Consider the following 23627-nt stretch of genomic DNA (forward strand, 5'->3'; position numbering starts at 1 on the left):
GATATGGCTGCAAAATTCGACAAGACCGACGACAGCGTGGTCGTCATCATCGGCACCGGCGCGGGCGGCGGGGTGCTGGCCAACGAACTGGCCCAGAAGGGCATCAAGGTCGTGGCACTCGAGGCCGGCGGGCGCTACCTGCCCGAGGATTACATCAACGACGAATGGGAAAGCTTCGGCCAGCTCGCCTGGACCGACCCGCGCAGCACCTCGGGCGACTGGCGGGTGGCGCGCGACTTCCCGGCCCTGCCCGCCTGGATCGTCAAGGCGGTGGGCGGCACCACCACCCATTGGGCCGGTGCCTCGCTGAGGTTCCAGGAGCATGAATGGAAGGCCAAGACCACCTACGGCCCGGTGCAGGGCGCGAACCTGCATGACTGGCCGATCGACGCGGCCGAGATGGAGAAATGGTACGACCTGGCCGAGAAGAAGATGGGCGTGACCCGCACCAACGGCCTGCCCGGCCTGCCGGGGAACAACAACTACAAGGTCTTCGAGGCGGGCGCGCGGGCGCTCGGCTACAAGGAGGTCAGCACCGGCCGGATGGCGATCAACTCGGTCGAGCGCGACGGGCGGCTCAGCTGCCAGCAGACCGGCTTCTGCTTTCAGGGCTGCAAATGGGGCGCCAAATGGTCCACGGCCTATACCGAGATCCCGAATGGCGAAGCGACCGGCAATCTCGAGGTCCGCGAAAAGGCCCATGCCGCACGCATCCTGCATGATGCCAAGGGCAAGGTGACCGGGGTCGAATATTTCGACGCCGAGGGCAATCTGCAGATGCAGAAGGCGCGGATCGTCTGCGTTGCCGGCAACTCGTTCGAAAGCCCGCGGCTTCTGCTCAATTCGGCCTCGTCGATGTTCCCCGACGGGCTGGCCAATTCCTCGGGCCAGGTCGGGCGCAACTACATGCGGCACATGACCGGATCGGTCTATGCCAGCTTCGAGCAGCCGGTCCGGATGTGGCGCGGCACCACCATGGCCGGCATCATCCGCGACGAGGTCCGGCACGATCCCTCTCGGGGCTTCGTCGGCGGCTATGAATTCGAGACGATCAGCCTCGGGCTGCCCTTCATGGCCGCCTTCCTCGATCCGGGCGGCTGGGGGCGCGAATTCACCTCGGCGCTCGACGCCTACGAGACCATGGCCGGGATGTGGATCGTCGGCGAGGACATGCCGCAGGAAACCAACCGCATCACCCTCAACCACGATGTCACCGACCAGCACGGCCTGCCGGTGGTCGATGTCCATTTCGACGACCATCCGAACGACCGGGCGATGCGCGCCCATGCCTATGCCCAGGGCCGCGCGATCTACGAGGCGGTCGGCGCGACCCGGACCTTCCCGACGCCGCCCTATCCCTCGACACACAACCTGGGCACCAACCGGATGTCGGAAAACCCGCGCGACGGGGTGGTGAACCGCTGGGGCCAGACCCATGACGTGACGAACCTCTTCGTGTCGGACGGCTCGCAATTCACCACCGGTGCGGCCGAGAACCCGACCCTGACCATCGTGGCGCTTGCCATCCGTCAGGCCGACCACATCGCCCGCGAGATGTCGGCCCGGACAATCTGACCGCAGTTCCGGCAGTCATTCCGGTCGGCGACCGGACCGGGCCTCCGGGCGGGTCCTGCAGAAACCGGCGGGCCGGGGCGCAAGCCCCGGCCCGTTTCGCCGTGGCACAAGGCGCCTTCCCTGGCGCCGCGACCGGACGGCACGGCCCCGCCGACGGCCAGATCTTCAGCTTGATTTGGCCCGCAAATCCACCAAATTCCTCGGACGACGCCCCAGCCGGGGCCGCCGCCAAGGAGCCCAACGTGCCGACTGTCCGCCCGACCGCCCACCGTTTTCTCACGAGTATCCTCTTCGCCGCCGCCACGTCTTTCGCCGCCGCCCCCTTCGCCCTGGCAGATCAGGTTTCCGCACCGGCGATTGCAGGCCCCGAGCTCGGCGCCCCCACAGCTTTCAGCTTCGACATGCTGGCCGACCGCGCCGCCGCGCTGGCCGCCCGGCCCCATGTCCCGACGCCGGTGCATCAGCCCGACGTGCTGGAAAAGATCGACTATGACGCGCATTGGAAGATCCGCTTCCGCCGCGACGCCACGCTCATGCTGGGCAACACCCCGGCGCAGTTCTTCCATCTCGGCACCTATTTCCGCGAACCGGTGAAGATCTTCGCGGTCGAGAGCGGCACCGCCCGCGAGGTGGTCTACAGCACCGATTACTTCGACATGCCCGAGGACAGCCCGGCCCATGCGCTGAAATCCGATGCGGGCTTTGCCGGCTTCCGGCTGATGCGGCCCGACATGAAGACAGACTGGATCTCGTTCCTGGGCGCGGCCTATTTCCGCTCGGACGGCGCGCTCAGGCAATACGGGCTGTCGGCGCGCGGCATCGCGCTCAATACCGGCATGTCGGTGCCCGAGGAATTCCCGCGCTTCAGCGAATTCTACCTCGAACCGGGCCCGGACGGCCGCACCATCGTCAATGCCCTGCTGGACGGGCCAAGCGTCACGGGCGCCTACCGGATGGTGCTTGGCGACCAGCCCGGCCAGGGCCAGGTCATGGACATCACCGCGCGGCTGTTCTTCCGCGCACCGGTCGAGCGGCTGGGGATCGCGCCCCTGACATCGATGTTCTGGTATTCCGAAAGCAACCGCTTCCAGTCGGCGGATTGGCGGCCCGAGGTGCATGACACTGACGGGCTGATGATCGAGACCGGCGCGGGCGAGCATATCTGGCGGCCGCTGAACAACCCCGACCGGGTCGTGACCTCCAGCTATTTCGACCGCGACATCAGGGGATTCGGGTTGATCCAGCGGGATCGCGAGTTCGAGAATTACCAGGATGACGGGGTTTTCTACGACAAGCGCCCCGCGGTCTGGGTCGAACCGACCTCGCCCTGGGGCGCGGGCGCGGTCCAGCTGATCGAGATCCCGACCGATGACGAGATCTTCGACAATATCGTGGCGTTCTGGAACCCCGAGACCAAGCCGCAGGCCGGCGACGAGATGGCGTTTTCCTACCGGCTGCACTGGACCGAAAGCCCGCCGGTCGAGATGAAGCTGGCCCGCACCGTCGCCACCCGGATCGGCAATGGCGGCGTGCCCGGCCAGCCGCGGCCCGAGGACCAGATCAAGGTCGTGGTCGATTTCGAGGGGCCCGCGCTGGACGGGCTGACCCGGAAGGACGCGATCCTGCCCCAAGTCTCGGCCCCCGAGGGCGTCGAGATCGTCACCCCCTTCGTGCTGCCGGTGGTGGGCACCGATCGCTGGCGGATGGTGTTCGACCTCAAGGCCCCGCCCGGCACCGAGACGGTGGACCTGCGCGCCTTCCTGACCAGGAACGGCAGGCCCCTGACCGAGACCTGGCTCGGCCAGATCCATCCCGACCAGATCGAGCGGTTGCGATAGGTCCCTGCGGCGGGGCGCTCAGAGGATCTGCAGATCGTCGATCAGCGCCCCGACCGTGCCCAGCCCCTCGATCAGGATGCCATTGCCGTCGCCGAAATCGAGAAAGACGCCCTCGGCCGTCGCATAGGCCAGATCCGGCACCGCATCGGGGCCGGGCGCGGCGCCCGCCCAAAGCCCATGGTCCAGCCGGAGCGTGTCGATATCGTCCTCGAAATCGGCGATCCGGTCCCAGCCGCCACCGAAGATGAAGAGATCGGCCCCGGCACCGCCGATCATCAGGTCGGACCCCGCGCCGCCATCGAAGACGTCATCCCCCTCCCCGCCGTCGAGCCAGTCATTGCCTTCGCCGCTCCAGAGCCGGTCCGCGCCCGCACCCCCGATCAGCCCGTCATCCCCGGCCCCGCCCAGAAGCGTATCCTCGCCGTCCAGCCCGTAAAGCAGGTTCTGCCCCGGATTGCCCGACAGCACATTGGCAAGCCCGTTGCCGGTGCCCTCAAGCGCGGCCGTCCCGGTCAGGGTGAGATGTTCGAGATTGTCCTCAAGCGTCCAGTCGATCCCGGCGCAGACCCGGTCCCAGCCCTCGCCGGGCCGCTCGAGGATAAGGTCCGAGGAGGTGTCGACGGCATACAGATCGTCGCCCGTACCGCCCTCCATCAGATCGCCGCCCGACCCGCCCCAAAGCCGGTCCGCCCCCTCGCCGCCCAGCAGCCAGTCATTGCCCTCGCCGCCCTGCAGGGTGTCATCGCCGCCAAGCCCGTCCAGCCGGTTATCCGCCGCATTTCCCGAAAGCCGATTGCCCAGCCCGTTGCCGGTGCCCTCGAGCGCACCGCCGCCCAGGGTCAGATCCTCGAGATCGGCCCCCAGCGTCCAGCCGACCGTGGCATGAACCCGGTCCCGGCCCGCGCCCGGGTCTTCCAGAACGGCGCTTGCGGTCGAAACGACGATGTAAAGATCGTCGCCCGCCCCGCCTTTCAGCAGATCGCCCGCAGCGCTGCCCCGCAGCGTGTCATTGCCCGTGCCGCCACAAAGCGTATCCGCGCCGCCGCCGGTCAGCAGGTCGTCGCCCGCCCCGCCCAGCATCAGCTCGGCCGCGGCGCCACCGCTCAGCCGGTCGTTACCGTCGCTGCCGGCAACCGTCGGGGGCGCAACCGGCGCCGCCAGATCGGCGAAGACCCGGCCGACTTCGGTCAGATTGCCCGCCGCATCGAAAAGGCCGCTGTTCAGATACCAGCCATCTCCGCCCTCATAGGCCGCGAACCAGGCGTGACGCTCGACGAAATCGAGGGCATCCATCATCTCGGCCCCGGCCCGGGCGAAGGCGGCCTGTTCGGCGGCGCTGAAACTGCGCGCTCCGGTCCAGTCGGCCAGCACCCATTCGGTGACCCAGACCGGTTTGCCATACCGGTCATGGACCGCTTTCAGCCAGGTCTCGAATGCGGCGATGTCGCCGCTGTCGGAATAGTAATGAACCGCGATGACATCGACGCCCATGCCGCGGGTTTCGACCCCGGCCATGAAGCGGCCGAGCCAGGAGCTGTCGCCCAGCGTCTGCTCCTGCGAGGCGGCGGGCGAGACGAGGCGAAGCCCGGTCGCCTGGAGCGCCCCCCAGAGATCGAGCGCCTGCTCGACGCTCACCCCGGCCTGACGGGCAAGATCGGGCTCGTTGAACCCCAGCAGCGTCTCGGCGCCCGCGGCAAGGATGCGGTCGAGCGCGGCCTGGCTGACCAGTTGCTCGTCCCAGACCATGCCGACGAACTCGGCCGGATCGGGGCTCGGGTCGGCGTCGTAAAGCGCCCAGTCGCTCCAGGTGTAGTACCAGGCAAGGCCAAGCTTCCCCAGATCGTCGAGGGCGCTGCCGCGCGAGTCGCGGTCCCATGTTCCGAGACCGATCTTTTCGGGATGTGCGATGCTCATGCCTGTGTCCTGTCGGAACCGGCGCGCTGCCGCGCCGGGCACGCGAAATGACATCGGGACGCGCCGCCGAGGCGCCGGAAATGCAACCAGATCGTGGATATCACGTCGATTTTTAGCCGTTGCCGGGCAGCCGCCCGCGTTCCGGGCAGAGGCCATCGCAGCCGGTCTGCACGGCAGTTTGACCTTGCCCCCGGCGCCGAAGGCGACAATTGGAGGGGCAAGACGACGACCGGAAGGCAGACAGGCCATGACTGAAAACACTGACCCGGTGGTGTTGCGCCACCGCCATCTCGAACAGATCGCGATGACCGCGTTGCAGGCGGGCGTTCTTCTGACCGAGACCGGGGGCAAGTCGCTGGTGGTGAGGGACGGCATGCGCAAGATCGCCCTCGGGCTTGGCGCCGAGGACGTGCATGTGCGGGTGGGCTTCGCCTCGCTGGCGCTGACCGTGACCCATGGCGGAAACAGCATCACCCGGATGACCGGCACCGGCGCGCATGGGGTCAACATGCGGCTGAACCATGCCATCCGCGATCTCTGCGTCGCGGTCGAACGGGACGGCGCCACCGCCGAGGAGGTCCGCGACGCGCTGGCCCGGCTCCGGGCGCATACCCCGCATCACCCGCGGCTGCTGATCGCGCTGGCCGCCGGCATCGCCTGCGCCGCCTTCGGCCGGCTTCTGGGGGTCGACTGGGCCGCCTTCGGTCCGGTGCTGGCGGCCGGCACGGCGGGGCAATGGGTCCGCGTGAGCCTGGTGCGCCACGGCGCCAACCCCTTCGTCCTGACCGCAATCGTCGCCTGCCTCGCGGCGACGCTGGCCGGGGTCATGGCAATACCGACCGGGAGCCACATGGTCGAGACGGCGATGACGGCGGCGGTCCTCTTGCTGGTGCCGGGGGTGCCCGCGATGAATGCCCAGACCGACATCATGGAGGGTCACCCGACCACCGGCAGCGCCCGATTCGTGACGGTGGGAATGATTCTCGTCTTCATCACCGTCGGCATCTCGGCGGCGCGGCTTCTGGTGCCCGAGGCGCCCGACGCGGTGTTCGAGCCGCAACGCTCGGTCCTGCATCAGGCGGTGTTCGGCGCGGTCGCGGCGGCGGGCTTCGGCGTCTTGTTCAACTTCGACTGGCTGCGGCTGGCCTGGGCGGCGGCGGCCGGCGCGCTGGCGCTGGCGGTGCGCACCCTCGGACTGGATCTGGGCTGGAGCCTCGAGGCCGCTTCCTTCGCCGCCGCCGCCTCGGTCGCGCTGGGGGTCGAGGTGCTGTCGCTGCCCCGGCTCCGGGTGGCGCGGATGGGAACCGCGCTGGCCGTGGCGGGCTGCATCCCGATGATCCCGGGCGGCGCGGCCACGCAATGCATCATCGGCCTGCTGAACCTGACCGCGCAGGACCCGGCCACCGCGGCCCAAACGCTGGGCATGACCGCCTCGGCCGGGCTGCGCGTGGCCTTCACCATCGGCGCCATCGGCGCAGGGCTGACCATCGTGCGAAGCCTGTTCCGGCGGTCGGATTTCGTCTGATACTGTTGAAAAACTCGCTTGCGGGGTCGCAGAGCACAAGCTCATGGAACATAATTCCGCTTTTCTGCGATCCCGACTCGTAAACGGACCTTGCCTGCCGCTGTGAAGAACGGCGCTCCAAATCCAGGCGACCTCTCAACCGCTGCCGGAGTTTTTCAACACAATCGTCTGAAGGCCGGGCCTATTCGGCCGCCAGCGGCACGTCGTCCGGACGGCCGATCGCGCTCAGGGACGCCACGACCTCGCCAAGCACGCGCCGCAGCGGGTCGAACCCGGCATTGGGCCGGATCTCGGTCTCGTCCATGTAAAGCGAGCGGTCGATTTCGACCTGCACCGCGTGACGTCGCCGCGAGGGCAGGCCGTAGCGCTGGGTGATATAGGCGCCGGCAAAGGGCGCGTTGCGCCCGACCCGAAGCCCCGCGCCGGAAAAGGCCTGCTCGATCCGGTCGACAATCTCGGCCCCGGCCGAGGTGCCGAAGCGGTCGCCAAGCACCACCTCGGGGCGTTGCCGCCCGCCCGCCCGCGCGCTTTCGATCGCCTCGCGCGGCATCGAATGGCAATCGATCAGGATCGACTGGCCGAACCGGGCCAGCGCCTCCTCGACCAGCGATTCGAGCTGACGGTGATAGGGACGCCAGCAGGTCTCGATCCGCGATTCGGCCTCGGTCATGGCAAGCTTGCCGCGATAGATGCCGCGACCGTTTGCCACAACCCGGGGAATCACCCCGAGCCCCGAGCTGATCCGCGGATTGTGCCCGGACATCCGGGCCCCGGAGATCACCGCCGGATCGAGCTCTTCGGCAGCGCGGTTGAGATCGATGAAGGCGCGCGGCACCGAGGCCGCCAGCAGCGGCGCACCCTGTCCGGGCGCGTCGGAAAACAGGATATCGATGAAGGCATCCTCGGAAGACCTTATGGTGCGGTCGTCGAGCACCGTCTTGCGCAGGAATGACAGGGGGTAATCCCGCCCGCTATGGGGCGAGGAAAACACAACGCTGGTGGTCGGCCAGTCCGGCCGGAAAAGCTTGAACGCCTGCACGCCGCCAGATCCCCCTCCGGACATTTGGGTCATCCTGAAGACATTTATAACGGCATTTTCGAGAAGACCAAAAGCCCTTGCACCCTCCTCCGACTCCTTTTATAGACCTGCGAACCGACGCGGTCCTGCCCGCGTCCGTTTTCTTTAGGACAGGCAGGATGGTCTCGGGAACGGGCGGTTAGCTCAGCGGTAGAGCACTACGTTGACATCGTAGGGGTCACTGGTTCGATCCCAGTACCGCCCACCATCAAATTTCTGCCCCCGCGGCGCAAGGCCCGGGGACAGCCCTTGAAACCCGCCAGGCGCATGGACGCGCCGCGACATGAGGAGAAGGCCGATGAAGGTCCGCAACTCGCTCCGCTCGCTCAAGCAGCGTCATCGCGACTGCCGCGTTGTGCGCCGCAAGGGCCGGGTCTATGTGATCAACAAGACCCAGCGCCGCTTCAAAGCCCGCCAGGGCTGAGCGCCGCCATAGTATCGGGTCACTTCGTGACCCTGAACGCTCCGGATCCCGATCCGGAGCGTTTTTGCGTACCGAAAGCATTTACGTCGCGACAGGATTGTCGTGCCATGACCCGATTGCTATCGCGGTTCGGACCGGCCGTTGCGCCAGACCGGCCGGAGCAAAGCGATGAAGAGGCAGGCCATGACCGCACCGAACGGCCATCCGAAATCCGACCATCCCTACGAGACCGCAGACCGGGCCGGCCGCGCGATACAGGCCCGGATGACCTCGGGCGCCTCGCCGAACGCGGCCGTGGCCGCCTGGGCCGACTGGGCCAGCCATCTCGCCCGCGCCCCCGGCCGCCAGATGGAACTGGCCGAGCGCGCCATGCGCAACGGCGCCAAACTGGCGGCCCATGCCGCGGGCTGGTCGGCCCGGAACCCGCCATTCCGGCCCCGGGCGGAAGATCACCGCTTTACCCATCCGGACTGGTCGCGCCCGCCCTTCTCGCTGTGGCAGCAGGCCTTTCTGGCCGCGCAGGACTGGTGGGACGCCGCCGCCGAACCGGCCCGCGGCACCGACCCGCATAGCAGCGACCGGGTCGCCTTCATGGCCCGGCAGATGCTCGATGTGCTGTCGCCCTCGAACATGCCGCTGACCAATCCCGAAATCCTGCAGGAAACGCTGCGCACCGGCGGGGCCAACCTGATGCAGGGGCTGCAGCACCTGGCCGAGGATATGGGCGCACAGGCCGCCGGCAATCCCGCCCCCGCCCCGGAGGGCTATGCGGTCGGCCGCAACCTCGCCGTCACCAAGGGCGAGGTGGTGTTCCGCAACGATCTGTTCGAGCTGATCCAATACGCGCCCCGGACCGAGACCGTGCATCCCGAGCCGGTGCTGATCGTGCCCGCCTGGATCATGAAATACTATATCCTCGACCTCAGCCCGGAAAACTCGCTGATCTCCTATCTGGTCGAGCAGAGCTTTACCGTCTTCGCCATGTCCTGGGTGAACCCGACCGCCGATTACCGCGAGGTGTCGCTTGACGATTACCGCCGCGACGGCGTGATGGCCGCGCTCGAGGCGGTGGGCCGGATCGTGCCCGAACAGAAGATCCATGCCTGCGGCTATTGCCTCGGCGGCACCATCCTGTCGATCGCCGCCGCCACCATGGCGCGCGACGGCGACGAGCGGCTGGGCTCGATCACGCTGCTGGCGGCGCAGACCGACTTCACCGAGGCCGGCGAGCTGATGCTGTTTCTCGATGAAAGCCAGGTGGCCTTCCTCGAGGACATGATGTGGGATCAGGGCTATCTGGCGCAGGAACAGATGGCGGGCGCCTTCCGGGCGCTGCGCGACGAGGATCTGGTCTGGACCCGCGCGGTCCGGCGCTACCTGATGGGCAAGGAAGACGAGGCCTTCGACATCTCGGCCTGGAACGCCGATGCGACGCGGATGCCCGCGCGGATGCATTCCGACTATCTGCGGGCGCTGTTTCTCGACAACCGCCTGACCTCGGGCCGGTTCGCGGTCGACGGCAGGGTGATCGCGCTGAAGGACATCCGGGCGCCGATGTTCGTGATCGGCACCGAGAAGGACCATATCGCGCCCTGGCATTCGGTCTACAAGGTTGCACTCTTCACCCAGAACGAGCTGACCTTCGTGCTGACCAAGGGCGGCCATAACGGCGGCATCCTGTCCGAGCCGGGCCACAAGGGCCGCTATTACCGCATCGGCTGCCGGACGCCCGACACCCGCTACATGGACCCCGACAGCTGGTATGCGCGCCACCCGGCGCAGGAGGGATCGTGGTGGCAGGAATGGGCGGGCTGGCTGGCCGCAAGGACCGGCCCGGCCGAGGCGGCCCCGCCCGCGATGGGCGCCCCCGATGCCGGCCTGCCGCCGCTTTGCCCCGCGCCCGGCACCTATGTCTTTATGACATAGCGAAACTTCTGCGAAGTTTCGACCCCGGCACATGTGCCAGGGAAGGCGGGCCATTCCTGCAGAAGCTCATGCTGTCGAACCGCACCGCGACGACACCCGCGCTGGCTCCAGCCCGAGGCTCTGTTGCACAAATCCTGTGAGGGATTCACCTTTTGAATCCAGTGCGGTAGCTGGGATGCATGAGCAGACCCACATCCCCGACCTACAGGACCAGGAACTGGCCAGCCTACAGTAAGCCGGTGAGGGCGCCATTGGTCCGAGCCCACCGGCGCACCCGCTCAAGCGCCGGGGCTCGCTGACGATCTGGTTCGCCCCCGAGATGAGCTGGGATGCCGCTCCGACAGGCAGGCGTGGCCGCCAGCAGACCTACAGCGATGCTGCCATTCAGACGTGCCTTTCGATGAAGGTGCTATTCGGCATGGCGCTCAGGCAGACGACCGGCTTCGTCGAGAGCCTGCTGCAGCTGGTTGGCCTCGACTGGACGGCGCCTGACTTCAGCACCCTGTCCCGCCGCCAGAAGACCCTGACTGTGAACATACCGTATCGCGGGTTCAATTCGGGCCGTGGAGATCACAGGGAGCCACATCGTTACCCGACCTGCTCAAACAGATCCCGGCGCACGAGCAGATCGGCAGCGTCACCGCCGACGGTGCCTGCGACACCCGCAAATGCCACGATGCCATTACTGACCGCGGCGCCCACGCTGTCATTCCGCCCAGCAAGAACGCCAAACCGTGGAAGACAGTCACCGCCGGCGCGGTCGCACGAAACGAAGCACTGCGGGCATCGAAATACCTCGGTCGTGCCCTCTGGCGACGATGGAGCGGATACCACCGCCGAAGCCGTGTCGAGACGAAGATGCACTGTGTGAAACTGCTGGGACAGCGCCTCATGGCACGGGACTTCGACCGACAGGTCGCCGAGCTTCAGGTCCGTATCGCCGTTCTGAACCGCTACACCGCGCTCGGCATCCCTGTCACAGAGGCCGTGGGATAGGTCTGTCCGCGAAAAGGGGAACCACCGCCATCACCTCTTTTGTGCAACAGAGCCGCGATCACCGGCACGCCCGCGTTATCATCCAGGAACGCGCCGATCCGGGGCTGGGTATTCTCGCCCTCGCCAATCGGCCCGTAGATATGAAGGGTTTCGGTCATTCTGATACCTGAGCTTTGGGGGGCTGTTGCGGTTGCGCCGAAGGAGCGGCGGCAGAGGAAAGACCGTCGGGACAACTGCGGCTCGGCCGCTGGCGCTTCGGATCGGCAAGCCGCCTCATGCCGCCACCTCGATTTCCGAGATATGCCGGAGGAACGCGGTCTGATCGTGCGGCGCCATCGCCTCGAAAGAGGCCAGCGCGAAGGCTTTCAGCTCGGCCCGATTGGCGAGCGAGGCCCAGAACCGGGCTTCCTCCATCCCGCGAAGGAACGGCGGCATGGGTGCCCCAGCCGCACGCAGCACCGTGGCCGCCGTCATCTCGGCCTGCTCGGGCTCCAGCGACCGCAACGCCGCATAGGCCAGCGAGGCCCGCGCGCGCGCCGTGAGTCTCGCTGCCCAGAGCGCCGAAGCCGCTGCCCAGCCGCCGAAGTCCTCAAGGGTGAGCGCAGCGGCCAGCAAGCGAGCGGCCCACTGGTGCGCGTCGGAAGCGTACTTCAACGTTGCCGAGGCGCTGGTCTTCGGGGCGTCTTTCTCCGGAAGTTGTGAGGCTTCACATGCGTTTTCAGCGCCGTTGCGGGGACCAGCCGCAGAGGCGTTTTCTTTGGTCATGTCTCGGGACATAAGGGGAACAAACTGCACCGGATTTGCATGTGCAATCCGTGTCTGTTCACGTATCGTGCCGCCGCAAGCCGCAAGAATCTGCGTGGCAGGCCCTATTGATACTTGCTGTTTTTTATGGGGAGGCGTATGTCCGGCGGCGGGACACCCCTCCCCAACGAGGGGCGTATATCTGGAAGGATACCAGTGATGGTCACCGCTACCCCGGCAACGCGTCCGGTCAATCCGCGTTTTTCGTCCGGCCCCTGTGCCAAACTCCCCGATTTCTCTCTCGACATGCTCGCCGATGCCGCTCTTGGCCGGTCGCACCGTGCCGCCATCGGCAAGGCCAAGCTGAAGGCCGCCATCGAAACCACGCGCGAGATCCTCGGCATCCCCGCCGATTACCGGATCGGCATCGTGCCTGCCTCGGATACCGGCGCCGTCGAGATGGCGATGTGGTCGATGCTGGGCGCCCGCGGCGTCGAGATGCTGGCCTGGGAAAGCTTCGGCGCGGGCTGGGTCACCGATGTCGTCAAGCAGCTCAAGCTCGACGCCACCGTGCGCGAGGCGCCCTATGGCGAGATCGTCGATTTCGGTGCGGTCGATTTCGACAAGGACGTGGTCTTCACCTGGAACGGCACCACCTCGGGCGTGCGCGTGCCGAATGGCGATGCGATCCCGGCGGAGCGTGCCGGTCTGACGATCTGCGACGCCACCTCGGCCGCTTTCGCGATGGATCTGCCCTGGGACAAGCTCGATGTCGTGACCTTCTCCTGGCAGAAGGTGATGGGCGGCGAGGGCGCGCACGGGATGCTGATCCTGAGCCCCCGCGCCGTCGAGCGGCTGGAAAGCTACAGCCCGGCCTGGCCGCTGCCGAAGATCTTCCGCATGACCAAGGGCGGCAAGCTGAACGAAGGCATCTTCGAAGGTGCGACGATCAACACGCCCTCGATGCTGGCGGTCGAGGATTACCTCGTCGCGCTCGACTGGGCGAAGTCGATCGGCGGCCTGCCGAAACTGATCGAGCGCTCGACCGCGAATTTCAGGGCGGTGCAGGATTTCGTCGACACCAAGCCGTGGATCGAGAACCTGGCCGTCGACCCGGCGACCCGCTCGAATACCAGCGTCTGCCTGAAATTCGACGATGCGCGCATCAAGGACGGGGCCGCCTTCGCCAAGGCCGTGGCCAAGCGGCTGGAGAAGGAAGGCGTGGCTTATGATATCGGCGCCTATCGCGACGCGCCCGCGGGCCTGCGGATCTGGTGCGGCGCCACCGTCGAGACGGCGGATGTCGCGGCGCTGATGCCCTGGATCGAATGGGCCTTCGAGGCCGAGATCGAGGCGCAGACCGCCGCCGCCTGACGCGAATTTTCGTCGAAAATTCGTGGCCGGGCGGGACGCGCCCGGCCCTTTCCCCCATTTCCATGAGGAGCGCCCGCAATGGCCCCCAAGGTTCTCGTTTCCGACAAGCTTTCCGAAACCGCCGTCCAGATCTTCCGCGACCGCGGCATCGACGTCGACTTCCTGCCCGATCTCGGCAAGGACAAGGACAAGCTGCTTGAGGTGATCGGCCAGTATGACGGCCTCGCCATCCGTTCGGCCACCAAGGTGACCGAGAAGATCCTCGAAGCCGCCACCAACCTGAAGGTTGTCGGCCGCGCCGGGATCGGCGTCGACAATGTCGACATCCCGGCCGCCTCGAAGAAGGGCGTGATCGTGATGAACACGCCTTTCGGCAACTCGATCACCACCGCCGAACACGCCATCTCGATGATGATGGCCGTTGCCCGGCAGATCCCCGAGGCCAATGCCTCGACCCATGCCGGCAAATGGGAGAAATCCCGCTTCATGGGGGTCGAGCTCACCGGCAAGACCCTCGGCCTGATCGGCTGCGGCAATATCGGCTCGATCGTGGCCGACCGCGCCATCGGCCTGAAGATGAAGGTTCTGGCCTATGACCCCTTCCTGTCGGAAGAGCGCGCCGACAAGCTGGGCGTGACCAAGGTCGAGCTGGAAGAGCTGCTGCCCAAGGCCGATTTCATCACCCTGCACGTGCCGATGACCGAGAAGACGGCCAACATCCTCTCGGCCGAGAACCTCGCCAAGACCAAGCCGGGCGTCCGCATCGTCAACTGCGCGCGCGGCGGTCTCGTCGACGAGGCGGCGCTGGCCGAGCTGCTGCAATCGGGCCATGTCGCGGGCGCGGGCTTCGACGTCTTCGCCGTCGAGCCGGCAAAGGACAACGTCCTGTTCAACCTGCCCAACGTGGTCTGCACCCCGCATCTGGGCGCCTCGACCACCGAGGCCCAGGAAAACGTGGCCCTGCAGGTCGCCGAGCAGATGTCCGACTACCTGCTGACCGGCGCCGTCACCAATGCCATCAACATGCCCTCGATCACCGCCGAAGAGGCGAAGGTCATGGGCCCCTGGATCAAGCTTGCCGGTCATATCGGCGCCTTCATCGGCCAGATGACCGACGAGCCGATCAAGGCGATCAACGTTCTCTATGACGGTTTCGCCGCCGAGATGAACACCGCCGCCCTGAACGCCTCGGCCATTGCCGGGGTGATGAAGCAGGCCAATCCGGTCGTGAACATGGTCTCGGCGCCGGTCGTCGCCAAGGAGCGTGGCATCGCGGTCTCGACCACGACCCAGGGCAAGTCGGGCACCTTCGACGGCTATGTGAAGATGACCGTCGTCACCGCCAAGCGCGAACGCTCGGTCGCGGGCACCGTGTTCTCGGATGGCAAGCCGCGCTTCATCCAGATCAAGGGCATCAACATCGATGCCGAGATCGGCGAACACATGCTTTACACCACCAACCGGGACGTGCCGGGCATCATCGGCGCACTGGGCGCGGCGATGGGCGCGCATGGGGTCAATATCGCGAACTTCACGCTTGGCCGCACCACGGTCGGCGAGGATGCCATCGCGCTGATGTATCTCGACCAGCCGATGCCCGTCCATGTGGTCGAGGAACTCGACAAGACCGGCCTGTTCCAGCAGGTGCGGCCGCTGGAATTCGAGATCGGCTGACCCGACCGGATTGACAGTCCGGGGGCCTGCCGCAGACCCTGCGGCGGGCCTCTTGCCTTTTCAGGAGAGCTTTCATGTCACTCAGCTATGCCATCGGCGATATCCACGGCCAGCGGGCGCGGCTCGAGGCCGCGCATGCGCTGATCGCCGAGGATCGGCGGCAGGTCGGCGATACCGGGGCGCCGGTCGTCCATATCGGCGATTATGTCGATCGCGGACCCGACAGCCGCGGCGTGCTCGATCTGCTGATCGAGGGCCGGGCCGCGGGGCGTCCCTGGATCTGTCTGCTGGGCAATCACGACCGCTGGATGCAGCATTTCCTGCGCCCCGGCTGCGAGCCCGAACCGGCCCGGCCCGATATGCTGTGGCTCGAGGATGCGGTCGGCGGGCGGGCGACGCTGGCCTCCTACGGTGTCGATGCCGATCCGCATCGCGCGCTTGGCGCGATCCATGCCGAGGCCCGCGCGGCCGTGCCCTCTGCGCATCTGGATTTCCTCGCGGAGCTTCTGCCCAGCTTCCGCCATGGCGAGGCGTTCTTCTGCCATGCCGGCATCCGGCCCGGCGTGCCGCTCGAGGCGCAGAGCGTCACCGACCTGATCTGGATCCGCGGCGAGTTTCACCGCGATACCCGCGAGCACGGGGCGCTGATCGTGCATGGCCATACGCCGGTCGACCGGGTCACCCATTTCGGCAACCGGGTCAATCTCGATACCGGTGCGGGCTATGGCCGGCCGCTCTCGGTCGTCGCGATCGAGGGCCGCAAGGTGTATCTGCTGACCCCCGGCGGACGGGTGCCGGTGCCGCCGGAGATGCCGCCCGAGGCGCGCTGCGAAGCCGGGTGAGGCCCGGCGGCGGCCCGCCTTGGGAAACCCGGCTCAGGGGAAAACCTGCCCTTGGAAGCTGGCTCAGGGAAAACCCGCTCCCCCTGCCGGGACGGATCCGCTAAGACCGACGCCATGACCGAAACCGACCCCTCCTCCCTGCACGATCCCGGCGGCAAGACCCGCTGGTCGCTGCCGCCCGGCATGCGTGGCAGCGCCGTCTTTTCGCCCTGCGGGCGCTACCGGACCCGGCTCGAGCGCGACTGGACCCCCGAGGGTCAGCCCGGCCGCACCATCCTGTTCTGCGGCATGAACCCCTCGACCGCCGATGCGCTGGTGCAGGACAATACCTGCGCCAAGGAAACGAGGCGCGCCGCGGCGCTGGGCTTCACCCGCTATCTCAAGGGCAATGTGCTGGATTATCGGGTCACCAAGCCGAAAGACCTGCCGAAGGACCCGGACCTTGCCTGCAGCCCCGGGAACCTGCCCGCGATCCTGGCCATGGCCGAGGAGGCCGAGCTGGTGGTGATGGCCTATGGCCGGCTTCACAAGCGCTATGCCGGGGTGGTCGGGGGCATCATCGCCGCGCTTCGCCAGACCGGAAAGCCGCTTTACTGCTTCGGTCTCAACCAGGACGGCTCGGCCAAGCACCCGCTTTACCTGCGCAACGACGCGCCGCTTCTGCCGTTCTGAGCCTCAGCGCGCCAGCGACAGCACCCGGCCGAAGGGCGCGCCCGCGGGCGGGGGCTCGCCCGGCACCGCCCAGATCACCGGCAGCCGCCGGGGCGGGGGCGGGCCGAACGGGCCCATCAGGTCGGTCAGCATCACCACCGCCGAAGGGCTCAGCGCCAGCGCCTCTTCCATCACCTCGATGAAGGAGGTGCCGCCCTCGCGCGAGAACAGCACATCGGTGATCCGCCCCTCCCAGATCCCGCCGCCCATGACATGGCGGCCATGGACCCTGGTGTCGAAGACCAGCACATGGGTCTCGGCGCCGGTGCGCTTGGAAATCGCAGCGACCTCGGCCGCGAACTTGGCCAGCAGCACCGGCTCGACCGAGCCCGAGCTGTCGATGCCGACCACGATCCGAGGGATCTCGCGGGCGCGGGACCAGGCGAATTCGAAGGCGGGTTCGGGGGCGCCGGTCGCGCGGGCATCGCTGTCGCGGGCAATCCAGCGCCGGGCCGGGCGGGTGGTCTGCGGTGCGGGCCGGATCATCACCGCGCGGCTGACCAGCGCGCGCAGGTGGCGCTCCCAGGGGGTGTGGACCTCGGGCAGGTCGGCCAGCCGGTGGCCGAGCATGCCAAGCCCGAAGCCCGCCACCCGCCCGGCTTCCATCGCCCGGGCCACGCGCTGGCGCCATTCGGCCTCTTCCTCGCTGCCCGCGCCCTGATCGCCCTCGTCGCCCTCGGCCTCGATATCGGGGGCGAAGCCCTGCCGCCGGCCATAGTCGCGCGCCGCCTCGGCCACCGCGCCGCCGGGCCGGGGGCGGCTGTCGCCGGCCGTGCCGCGGCCCTTGCCCTCGGCCTCGCCCCCGCCCTGGCCGGTGTCGCCCGGCGGCGAGCGGTCGACAAGGCGCAGACGGCTGCGGGGCGGCGGCGCCTCGGCCTCGAACAGACGCAGATAAAGCCGCTCGGCATCGTAGCGCGTCACCGCCTCTTCGCCGCCCATCTCCTCGCGGGCGGCGTCCTTCAGCAGCCCGGTCAGCCGGACCGCCGGACGCGGCAGGATATAGCCGGTCAGCATCAGCGTCTCGTTGACGATGGAATCGGTCGCGAGGTTGAACAGCTCGGCATCGAAGCGGTCGCCGAAACGCGCCTGCATGGCCTGCATCCGGGCGGCATGGCGAAAGGCGACATGCAGGATGTGATGGGCCGCCAGCCCGATCTGCTCGGGCAGGCTCAGCGCCTCGAAGCCGGGCCCGTAGCGGATCGCCCGGCCATCGGTCCAGGCCGCGTCGGGGCGCGCGTCGCTGTCGCGATGGCTGCACCACAGCGCCAGCGCGGCGAAGGCCGGGTCCTGCTCGGCAAGCTTCTGCAGCGCGCGGGTGGCGCGGCGCGAATGTCCCTCGGCCGTCATCTCAGAGCCCCGCCGCCTTCCGCTCGGCGGCATAGGCGCGATAGGCCTCGTTGCCGAGGAAATGCTCGCCCAGCCCGATCTCGAGCCCTTTGCGGATCAGCCCCTCGAAGCCGTAGGTGCAGAGCTCGCCCAGGGGCATCCGCGCAAAGGCCTCTTCGGGGCGGTGGCGGGCCAGGTTCCGGATCTCGGCCATGCAATCGATCACCTCCTGGACGTTGCGCGCATCGAGCACGCCGATCAGCCCGTAGATCAGCGCGTTCAGCCCGTGCATCGAGGCCGGATAAAGCGCGATCCGCGCCTTGCGGTCGGCCTCGAGCATCTCCTGCACCTGCACCGTTGCCGCGATGTCATCGGCGATCAGCGCGAATTCGGCCGCGACCGCCTCGCCGACCGTGCCCGCGATCAGCACGTTGCGCACCCGCCGTTCGGCGACCGCGGCCATGATCCGGCTCACCCGTTCCCAGCTGCGGGGCGTGGTGGCGATCAGATGGCCCTCGGCCACCGCGCGTTCGGTGGTGTCCAGAAGGTCGGGCCGGGTCTTGATGAAGGCCACGACGCTGGCATCGAGCCCCTTCGGCACCGCGTAATTGTCGAGCCAGTCGGCGGCGGCGGCCTGCACATGCAGATGGATCAGCCGGTCGGACAGCGCGGTGTTCATCTGATAGGCGATGGCGCCATCCTCGACGGTATTGCCGGCCGCCACGATGAACACGGTCCGGGGCAGCACATGGCGCCCGACCCTGCGTTCCTGCAACAGCCCGTAGACAGTGGGCTGCAGCATCGGCGAGGCCGCGGTCAGTTCGTCGAGAAACAGGATCGAGGGCTCGTCCGGGTCGTCGGGCAGGTCCTCGGGACGATACCAGCGGGTCTTGCGGGTCTCGTGGTCGTAATAGGGCAGGCCGCGCAGGTCCTGCGGCTCGATGGTGGTCAGCCGAAGATCGAAAAGCCGGGCGCCGATCTCGCGCGCGAGTTGCTCGACCACCTGTGTCTTGCCCACGCCGGGGCGTCCGTGCAGCATGTAGGAGGCCGTGATATGCCCGGCCTTCTGCGCCTCCCATCCGGCGCGCAGCACCTCGAGTGCCTCGCCGGCCGGCACGGTCATCGCGTTTACACTCATTCCGCCTCCTGTGATGTCCTCGCCCTTTTGAACCTAGCGCGGCGCGCGGCCGGATCACGGGGTCGGATCGTTGGGGGGATCATTGGTTGGCGGCACGGGGCCGCATCATTGGTGGAAGGCCCCGCATGGTTTCGTCATTTCCGTCAGAAGCGGTGCCTCTGACCGGGCTGGCCATGCCGAAGTGGCCTTTCGCCGCGACGGCCGCGAGGGTTCGCAGTGCGGGACGAAGCTGCCGGATCGGACGTTCGGATGCCGTCGTTCGCTCAGCTGCGGAATTCGGTCAGCCAGCCGTCTTGGTGTCGGCCGCAGGCGAATGGCGGCACGGGCAGGTCGCCCACGCCGCCGGTTGCGAGGCGCCCGCCAGGCAGATCGTGCCCGACAGACGGATCATCGGGAAGTCTCATTCCGAGAAATGATCCACCGATATCACGATGTCCAGAAGGTAGCGGGCTCCGTCCCCTTCCAGGGTGTACTGCCGTACGAGCAGGATATGCGGCAGGCTGCCGGGGAAGTCCTCCCTCACCCCCTCGTTGTTTCCGAGGGGGGGCGTCCTGCACACAGCGACGGACTGTCGATAGCAATCGGTAATGACGGCAACGGCGACGCCGATCTTGTCGTCGTCGTCCCTTCCGAAGCGGTCGATCAGTTCCTCGCCCGCAGCGCTCTGAAGAACCGGCTCCGTCAATATGACGCCACCGGAAGTCGCGCGTTCGAGCGCGTTCCTTATGCCGCGCTTGAAATAATTCAGGTCCTTTCCCCGGTTCTCGTCGCTTGAATTGTCCTCGTCCACGGCCCTGATCGCCAGAGCCAGGTGAGGATCCGCGCCGTTCGCCGGGTGCTCGACATCGAAACAGCCGCGATAGGTATTGCGTACGTCCTCGCCCGGCAGAGGCTGGATCGATCCGCCGGATCCAATATCCAGCCCGGAGTGGTTCGCCAGGGTACCCGTTGTGTGAGCCTCGATCTGGTAATACCCACCGAACGACGCGACGACGAGGTCGAGCCGCGGCTCGTCACGGTTGTTGTCTTCATGAATATCGATGATCAGCTTGTAGCAGACCTTCATGCGATCACGGACGAAATCGTCCAAGGTATCGAGATCGAAGGTCTTCGCGAAGCCTTCCAGCCTGTAAAGTCGGTATCCCTCGCGCACCGGGCCGTTCGACACATGCTCGCCGGCCCACTCGATTTCGCCCACGGGCATGGACCAGTCGGGGTTCGAGGTTGCGAAATTGTCGCCGCGATCTGAATTCCACCACGAAAAGATTGGCACGGTTCCCCTTGGCTGCGGTCGCTTGGGGTCGTAGAGATACCCTTCGTGCCGTGAATGATGGTAGTCCGGCGCCAGGATATCACCTGGCAGATGGCGCGGATCCGTGGTGAGAAAATTGTCACCTCGGCTGGGGCTGTAGAAACGGGACACCCGAACCGTCCCGCCGGGTTGTGGATCATCCGGGGCGAAGAGTGCGCCCTCGATCCGGTACATCGTGTAGCCGTCGTGGGCTTCGATGCTGGTCCCGGGCGCGGCGGCCCAAGCTCTATCCGTGGTCGCGAAGTTGTCCTTGCGCGCGGCACTCCACCAACTGAAAAGCGGTATCTCTCTGGACGACATTCGAATTCCCCCCCTTTGTCGCAGGCGATCAGTTCGGATTGCTGCTTCGAAATCGAGACGTCCCTGTCATTCTCCGGCTATTCCGGCACCAAGCTTTCCTCCGAACACACGCAACCACATCAGATCATCTAGCTCCACATTACGTTACGTCAATTTTGGTGGTGGGAAAGGCCGCGCGCAAAGTCGATGACCTCCCCAGTGGCAACGCGGTAAACGTCCGCGTTCCGCCCGTCCCAGGACATTCCAGGATCGCGCAGTATCGGTCAAAGAGGGCTCCTTCCGGCCCTTCGTCGCTTGCTGCCTTGACGGCAGCTTCAGGCGCTGGCGAGCGCGGGCCATGAGAGGCAGGCCCTTCCGACGCAAGGGGCAACCCCGGACCCCCGCCGAGATTTGTTCGCTCTGGTTTCAAACGATATTTCCCGCCCGAAAGGCGGGTCCTTTTGATCCGTGCCAATTGGGCGGGCTCCGGGGTTGGGCTTTTCACTGGGGCGTTTCACGGGGGCTGCTCACGCGGTTGTGCGGCTTGCCGGGCCCGGCTCTGTGCCTATGTCACATCCAGGCGGGGGCGGGGTCGCTATGCGATCTCCAAGCGTTTTGCAAAGGATTGCCCGCATGTCCGATTCCAAGTTCGAGTCCCGTCCGCTGTCCGTGCCCTCGGGCCGGTTCGCAAGGATGGCCAAGTTCGGCGGGCTGGCCTCCAACCTGGCGGGAACGGCGGCGATCAACGGCATGCAGCAGCTTGCGCAGGGGCATCGGCCGAAGGCGCGCGATCTGTTCCTGACACCCGCCAACATGCGCAAGGTCGCCGACCGGCTGGCGCATATGCGTGGCGCGGCGATGAAGGTCGGCCAGCTCGTCTCGATGGATGCCGGCGACATGCTGCCGCCCGAGCTGGCCGAGATCATGGCGCGGCTTCGGGCCGATGCCCATTACATGCCGGGCGGTCAGCTCAAGCAGGTGCTGAATGCCAATTGGGGCGAGGGCTGGCTGAAACGCTTTGTCCGCTTTGACGTGCGCCCGGTTGCCGCCGCCTCGATCGGACAGGTGCACCGCGCGCAGACGAAGGATGGCCGCGATCTGGCGATCAAGGTGCAATATCCGGGGGTCCGCCGCTCGATCGACAGCGATGTCGACAATGTGGCGGCGCTGCTGAGGCTGTCGGGGGCGATGCCGAAGGAGATGGACATCGCGCCGCTTCTGGACGAGGCCAAGCGGCAGCTGCATGAAGAGGCCGATTACGCGCGCGAGGGCCATTATCTGGGCCGTTTCGCCGATCTGCTGGCCGGGGCGCCCGATTTCGTGGTGCCGGGGCGGCATGAGGACCTGACCACCGAAAACGTGCTGGCGATGGATTTCGTCGAAGGCGTCGGCATCGAGACCCTGACCGACGCGCCGCAGGCCGAGCGCGACCGGGTGATGGGGCTTCTGGTCTCGCTTCTGTTCCGCGAGCTGTTCGAGTTCCGGCTGATGCAGACCGATCCGAATTTTGCCAATTACCGCTATCAGCCCGAAACCGGCCGGGTGGTGTTGCTGGATTTCGGCGCCTCGCGCGAATTTCCGGCGGCGATGACCGAGGCCTTTCGCGGGCTGATGCGGGCCGGGCTTGCGGGCGATCGCGCCGCGATCCGGCAGGCGATCCTCGAGATCGGGTTCTTCGCCGAGGACACCGCGGCCCGCCACCAGCAGCTGATGATCGACATGTTCGAGATGTCGATGGAGCCGCTTCACCGTCCCGGCGCCTTCGATTTCGCCGAGAACGATGTGGCGCTTCGGATGCGCGATGCCGGGATGGCTCTGGGCCAGGACCGCGATTTCTGGCACGTGCCGCCGATGGACACGCTGTTCATGCAGCGCAAGTTCGGCGGCATGTACCTGCTGGCCAGCCGCCTCAGGGCGCGGATCGACCTGCGCGAGATCCTGGCGCCCTATGTCTAGCGGCCCGGCTCAGCCCTTGACGAAGACCCGGCTCGGGTGCAGCTCGCCCGCCTTGTAGATGCCGACCGCCACCGCCTCGCCATCGAGCGAGGCCCAGGCCTCGTCGCCATATTCCACATCCGAGGCCAGCACGATGCCGGGATTGCCGTTGCGGAGCTTGGTCGCGCCGTCGGGCGTGGTGCGCAGTTCGGGCAGATCGGCCAGACCTTCCTCGAGCGGGCGCAGATGGGTGTCGAGCTCGGGGTCGCGTGCAAGCTTTTCGATCAGATCGAAGGTGACGCCATCCTCGATCTCGAACGGCCCGGCCCAGACCCGGCGCAGGCTGACCACATGGCCATGGCAGCCCAGCGCCTGTCCCAGGTCGCGGGCGATCGAGCGCACATAGCCGCCCTTGCCGCAGATCATCTCCAGCACCGCGTGATCGGCATCGGGGCGCTCGACCATCTCGAGGCTTTCGACATAAAGCGGGCGGGCCGCGATCTCGACCTCCTCGCCCGCGCGGGCCAGCGCATAGGCACGCTCGCCGTCGATCTTGACCGCCGAGAATTGCGGCGGCACCTGCTCGATATCGCCGACGAAGGCGGGCAGGGCGGCATGGATCTCGTCATCCGAGGGCCGCTTTTCCGAGGTCGCGATCACCTCGCCCTCGGCATCGTCGGTATTGGTGGCCGCGCCGAAGCGCATGGTGAAGCGATAGGCCTTCAGCGCATCGGTGACGAAGGGCACCGTCTTGGTGGCCTCGCCCAGCGCCACCGCCAGAACCCCGGTCGCCGCCGGGTCGAGCGTGCCGGCATGGCCCGCCTTCTTCGCGTTGAAGGCCCAGCGGACCTTGTTGACGACGGCGGTCGAAGTCAGGCCCTCGGGCTTGTCCACGACCAGCCAGCCCGAAATGTCGCGTCCCTTGCGGCTGCGTCCCATATGCCTTGGCTCCTGCGATGCGGTCCGAACGACCCGGATGCTTGTACGAGGCACGCCTGCTAGCGAAGCCCGGAGCA

18 protein-coding genes, 1 tRNA gene and 1 pseudogene are annotated in these 23627 nt (G+C 67.1%); 12 read left to right on the top strand and 8 right to left on the bottom strand.

Annotated features, from left to right (window positions below; genetic code table 11):
- The first annotated feature begins 3 nt into the window (after positions 1-3).
- Entirely contained in the window at positions 4-1575 is a 1572-nt protein-coding gene (locus tag A6W98_RS02110; protein WP_042457265.1) for a GMC family oxidoreductase, read from the top strand.
- Between the two features lie 242 nt (positions 1576-1817).
- On the top strand, positions 1818-3413 hold the full coding sequence (locus A6W98_RS02115) for an OpgD/OpgG family glucan biosynthesis protein (RefSeq protein WP_042457268.1): 1596 nt from the start codon (positions 1818-1820) through the stop codon (positions 3411-3413).
- Positions 3414-3431: 18 nt separating this feature from the next.
- On the opposite strand, the gene A6W98_RS02120 is transcribed toward A6W98_RS02115, so the two are convergent.
- Entirely contained in the window at positions 3432-5327 is a 1896-nt protein-coding gene (locus A6W98_RS02120; RefSeq protein ID WP_063490866.1) for a glycosyl hydrolase, read from the bottom strand.
- Positions 5328-5574: 247 nt separating this feature from the next.
- Between A6W98_RS02120 and A6W98_RS21775 the strand changes: the two genes are divergently transcribed.
- Entirely contained in the window at positions 5575-6852 is a 1278-nt protein-coding gene (locus A6W98_RS21775; protein WP_063490867.1) for a threonine/serine exporter family protein, read from the top strand.
- Positions 6853-7033: 181 nt separating this feature from the next.
- Here A6W98_RS21775 and A6W98_RS02130 read toward each other — a convergent pair whose 3' ends face one another.
- Positions 7034-7915: an N-formylglutamate amidohydrolase gene (locus tag A6W98_RS02130; protein WP_042457271.1), complete on the bottom strand. Its 882-nt coding sequence runs from the start codon at positions 7913-7915 to the stop codon at positions 7034-7036.
- Positions 7916-8063: 148 nt separating this feature from the next.
- Here A6W98_RS02130 and A6W98_RS02135 point away from each other — a divergent pair.
- From A6W98_RS02135 to A6W98_RS20095, 4 genes and pseudogenes are all read left to right on the top strand, one after another.
- Positions 8064-8138: transfer RNA gene (locus tag A6W98_RS02135), tRNA-Val, on the top strand.
- A 90-nt stretch (positions 8139-8228) separates the two neighbouring features.
- Positions 8229-8354: a type B 50S ribosomal protein L36 gene (gene ykgO, locus A6W98_RS02140; RefSeq protein WP_010141322.1), complete on the top strand. Its 126-nt coding sequence runs from the start codon at positions 8229-8231 to the stop codon at positions 8352-8354.
- Between the two features lie 183 nt (positions 8355-8537).
- Positions 8538-10280 (top strand): PHA/PHB synthase family protein, encoded by a 1743-nt coding sequence (locus A6W98_RS02145; RefSeq protein ID WP_231098344.1) that lies wholly within the window; start codon positions 8538-8540, stop codon positions 10278-10280.
- Between the two features lie 179 nt (positions 10281-10459).
- A pseudogene (locus A6W98_RS20095) lies at positions 10460-11276 on the top strand (transposase).
- On the opposite strand, the gene A6W98_RS21425 reads toward A6W98_RS20095, so the two are convergent.
- On the bottom strand, positions 11234-11434 hold the full coding sequence (locus A6W98_RS21425; RefSeq protein WP_168161795.1) for a hypothetical protein: 201 nt from the start codon (positions 11432-11434) through the stop codon (positions 11234-11236). The pseudogene A6W98_RS20095 and the gene A6W98_RS21425 overlap by 43 nt on opposite strands.
- Before the next feature lie 115 nt (positions 11435-11549).
- The gene (locus A6W98_RS02150; RefSeq protein ID WP_155734698.1) at positions 11550-12041 is read right to left on the bottom strand and encodes a hypothetical protein; all 492 of its coding nucleotides are present in this window, start codon (positions 12039-12041) and stop codon (positions 11550-11552) included.
- Positions 12042-12239: 198 nt separating this feature from the next.
- Here A6W98_RS02150 and A6W98_RS02155 point away from each other — a divergent pair, with 198 nt between their 5' ends.
- From A6W98_RS02155 to A6W98_RS02170, 4 genes are all read left to right on the top strand, one after another.
- Positions 12240-13394 (top strand): phosphoserine transaminase, encoded by a 1155-nt coding sequence (locus A6W98_RS02155; RefSeq protein WP_042457283.1) that lies wholly within the window; start codon positions 12240-12242, stop codon positions 13392-13394.
- A gap of 78 nt (positions 13395-13472) precedes the next feature.
- Positions 13473-15068, top strand: a complete 1596-nt coding sequence (serA, locus tag A6W98_RS02160) for a phosphoglycerate dehydrogenase (protein WP_042457286.1) — start codon at positions 13473-13475, stop codon at positions 15066-15068.
- A gap of 74 nt (positions 15069-15142) precedes the next feature.
- Positions 15143-15910 (top strand): metallophosphoesterase, encoded by a 768-nt coding sequence (locus A6W98_RS02165; protein ID WP_042457288.1) that lies wholly within the window; start codon positions 15143-15145, stop codon positions 15908-15910.
- A 114-nt stretch (positions 15911-16024) separates the two neighbouring features.
- On the top strand, positions 16025-16582 hold the full coding sequence (locus A6W98_RS02170; RefSeq protein ID WP_052677888.1) for a DUF1643 domain-containing protein: 558 nt from the start codon (positions 16025-16027) through the stop codon (positions 16580-16582).
- Positions 16583-16585: 3 nt separating this feature from the next.
- Here A6W98_RS02170 and A6W98_RS02175 read toward each other — a convergent pair whose 3' ends face one another.
- The 3 genes from A6W98_RS02175 to A6W98_RS02185 all read right to left on the bottom strand — a co-directional run bounded on the left by A6W98_RS02175 (position 16586) and on the right by A6W98_RS02185 (position 20697).
- Positions 16586-17968, bottom strand: coding sequence for a vWA domain-containing protein (locus A6W98_RS02175; protein WP_042457291.1), 1383 nt, complete (start codon positions 17966-17968; stop codon positions 16586-16588).
- Position 17969: 1 nt separating this feature from the next.
- The gene (locus A6W98_RS02180) at positions 17970-19085 is read right to left on the bottom strand and encodes an AAA family ATPase (RefSeq protein ID WP_042457294.1); all 1116 of its coding nucleotides are present in this window, start codon (positions 19083-19085) and stop codon (positions 17970-17972) included.
- 400 nt (positions 19086-19485) lie between these two features.
- A complete protein-coding gene (locus A6W98_RS02185) occupies positions 19486-20697 on the bottom strand; it encodes a hypothetical protein (protein WP_052677889.1) in 1212 nt (403 codons plus the stop codon).
- A 612-nt stretch (positions 20698-21309) separates the two neighbouring features.
- Between A6W98_RS02185 and A6W98_RS02190 the strand changes: the two genes are divergently transcribed.
- Positions 21310-22632 carry an ABC1 kinase family protein gene (locus tag A6W98_RS02190; RefSeq protein ID WP_042457301.1) on the top strand — a complete coding sequence of 441 codons (1323 nt, stop codon included), beginning with the start codon at positions 21310-21312 and terminating at the stop codon, positions 22630-22632.
- A gap of 9 nt (positions 22633-22641) precedes the next feature.
- Here A6W98_RS02190 and truB read toward each other — a convergent pair whose 3' ends face one another.
- Positions 22642-23550 (bottom strand): tRNA pseudouridine(55) synthase TruB, encoded by a 909-nt coding sequence (truB, locus tag A6W98_RS02195; RefSeq protein WP_042457304.1) that lies wholly within the window; start codon positions 23548-23550, stop codon positions 22642-22644.
- Between the last annotated feature and the right edge of the window lie 77 nt (positions 23551-23627).

It is taken from the genome of Rhodovulum sulfidophilum DSM 1374 (assembly GCF_001633165.1).
GTDB classification, from domain to species: Bacteria; Pseudomonadota; Alphaproteobacteria; order Rhodobacterales; family Rhodobacteraceae; genus Rhodovulum; species Rhodovulum sulfidophilum.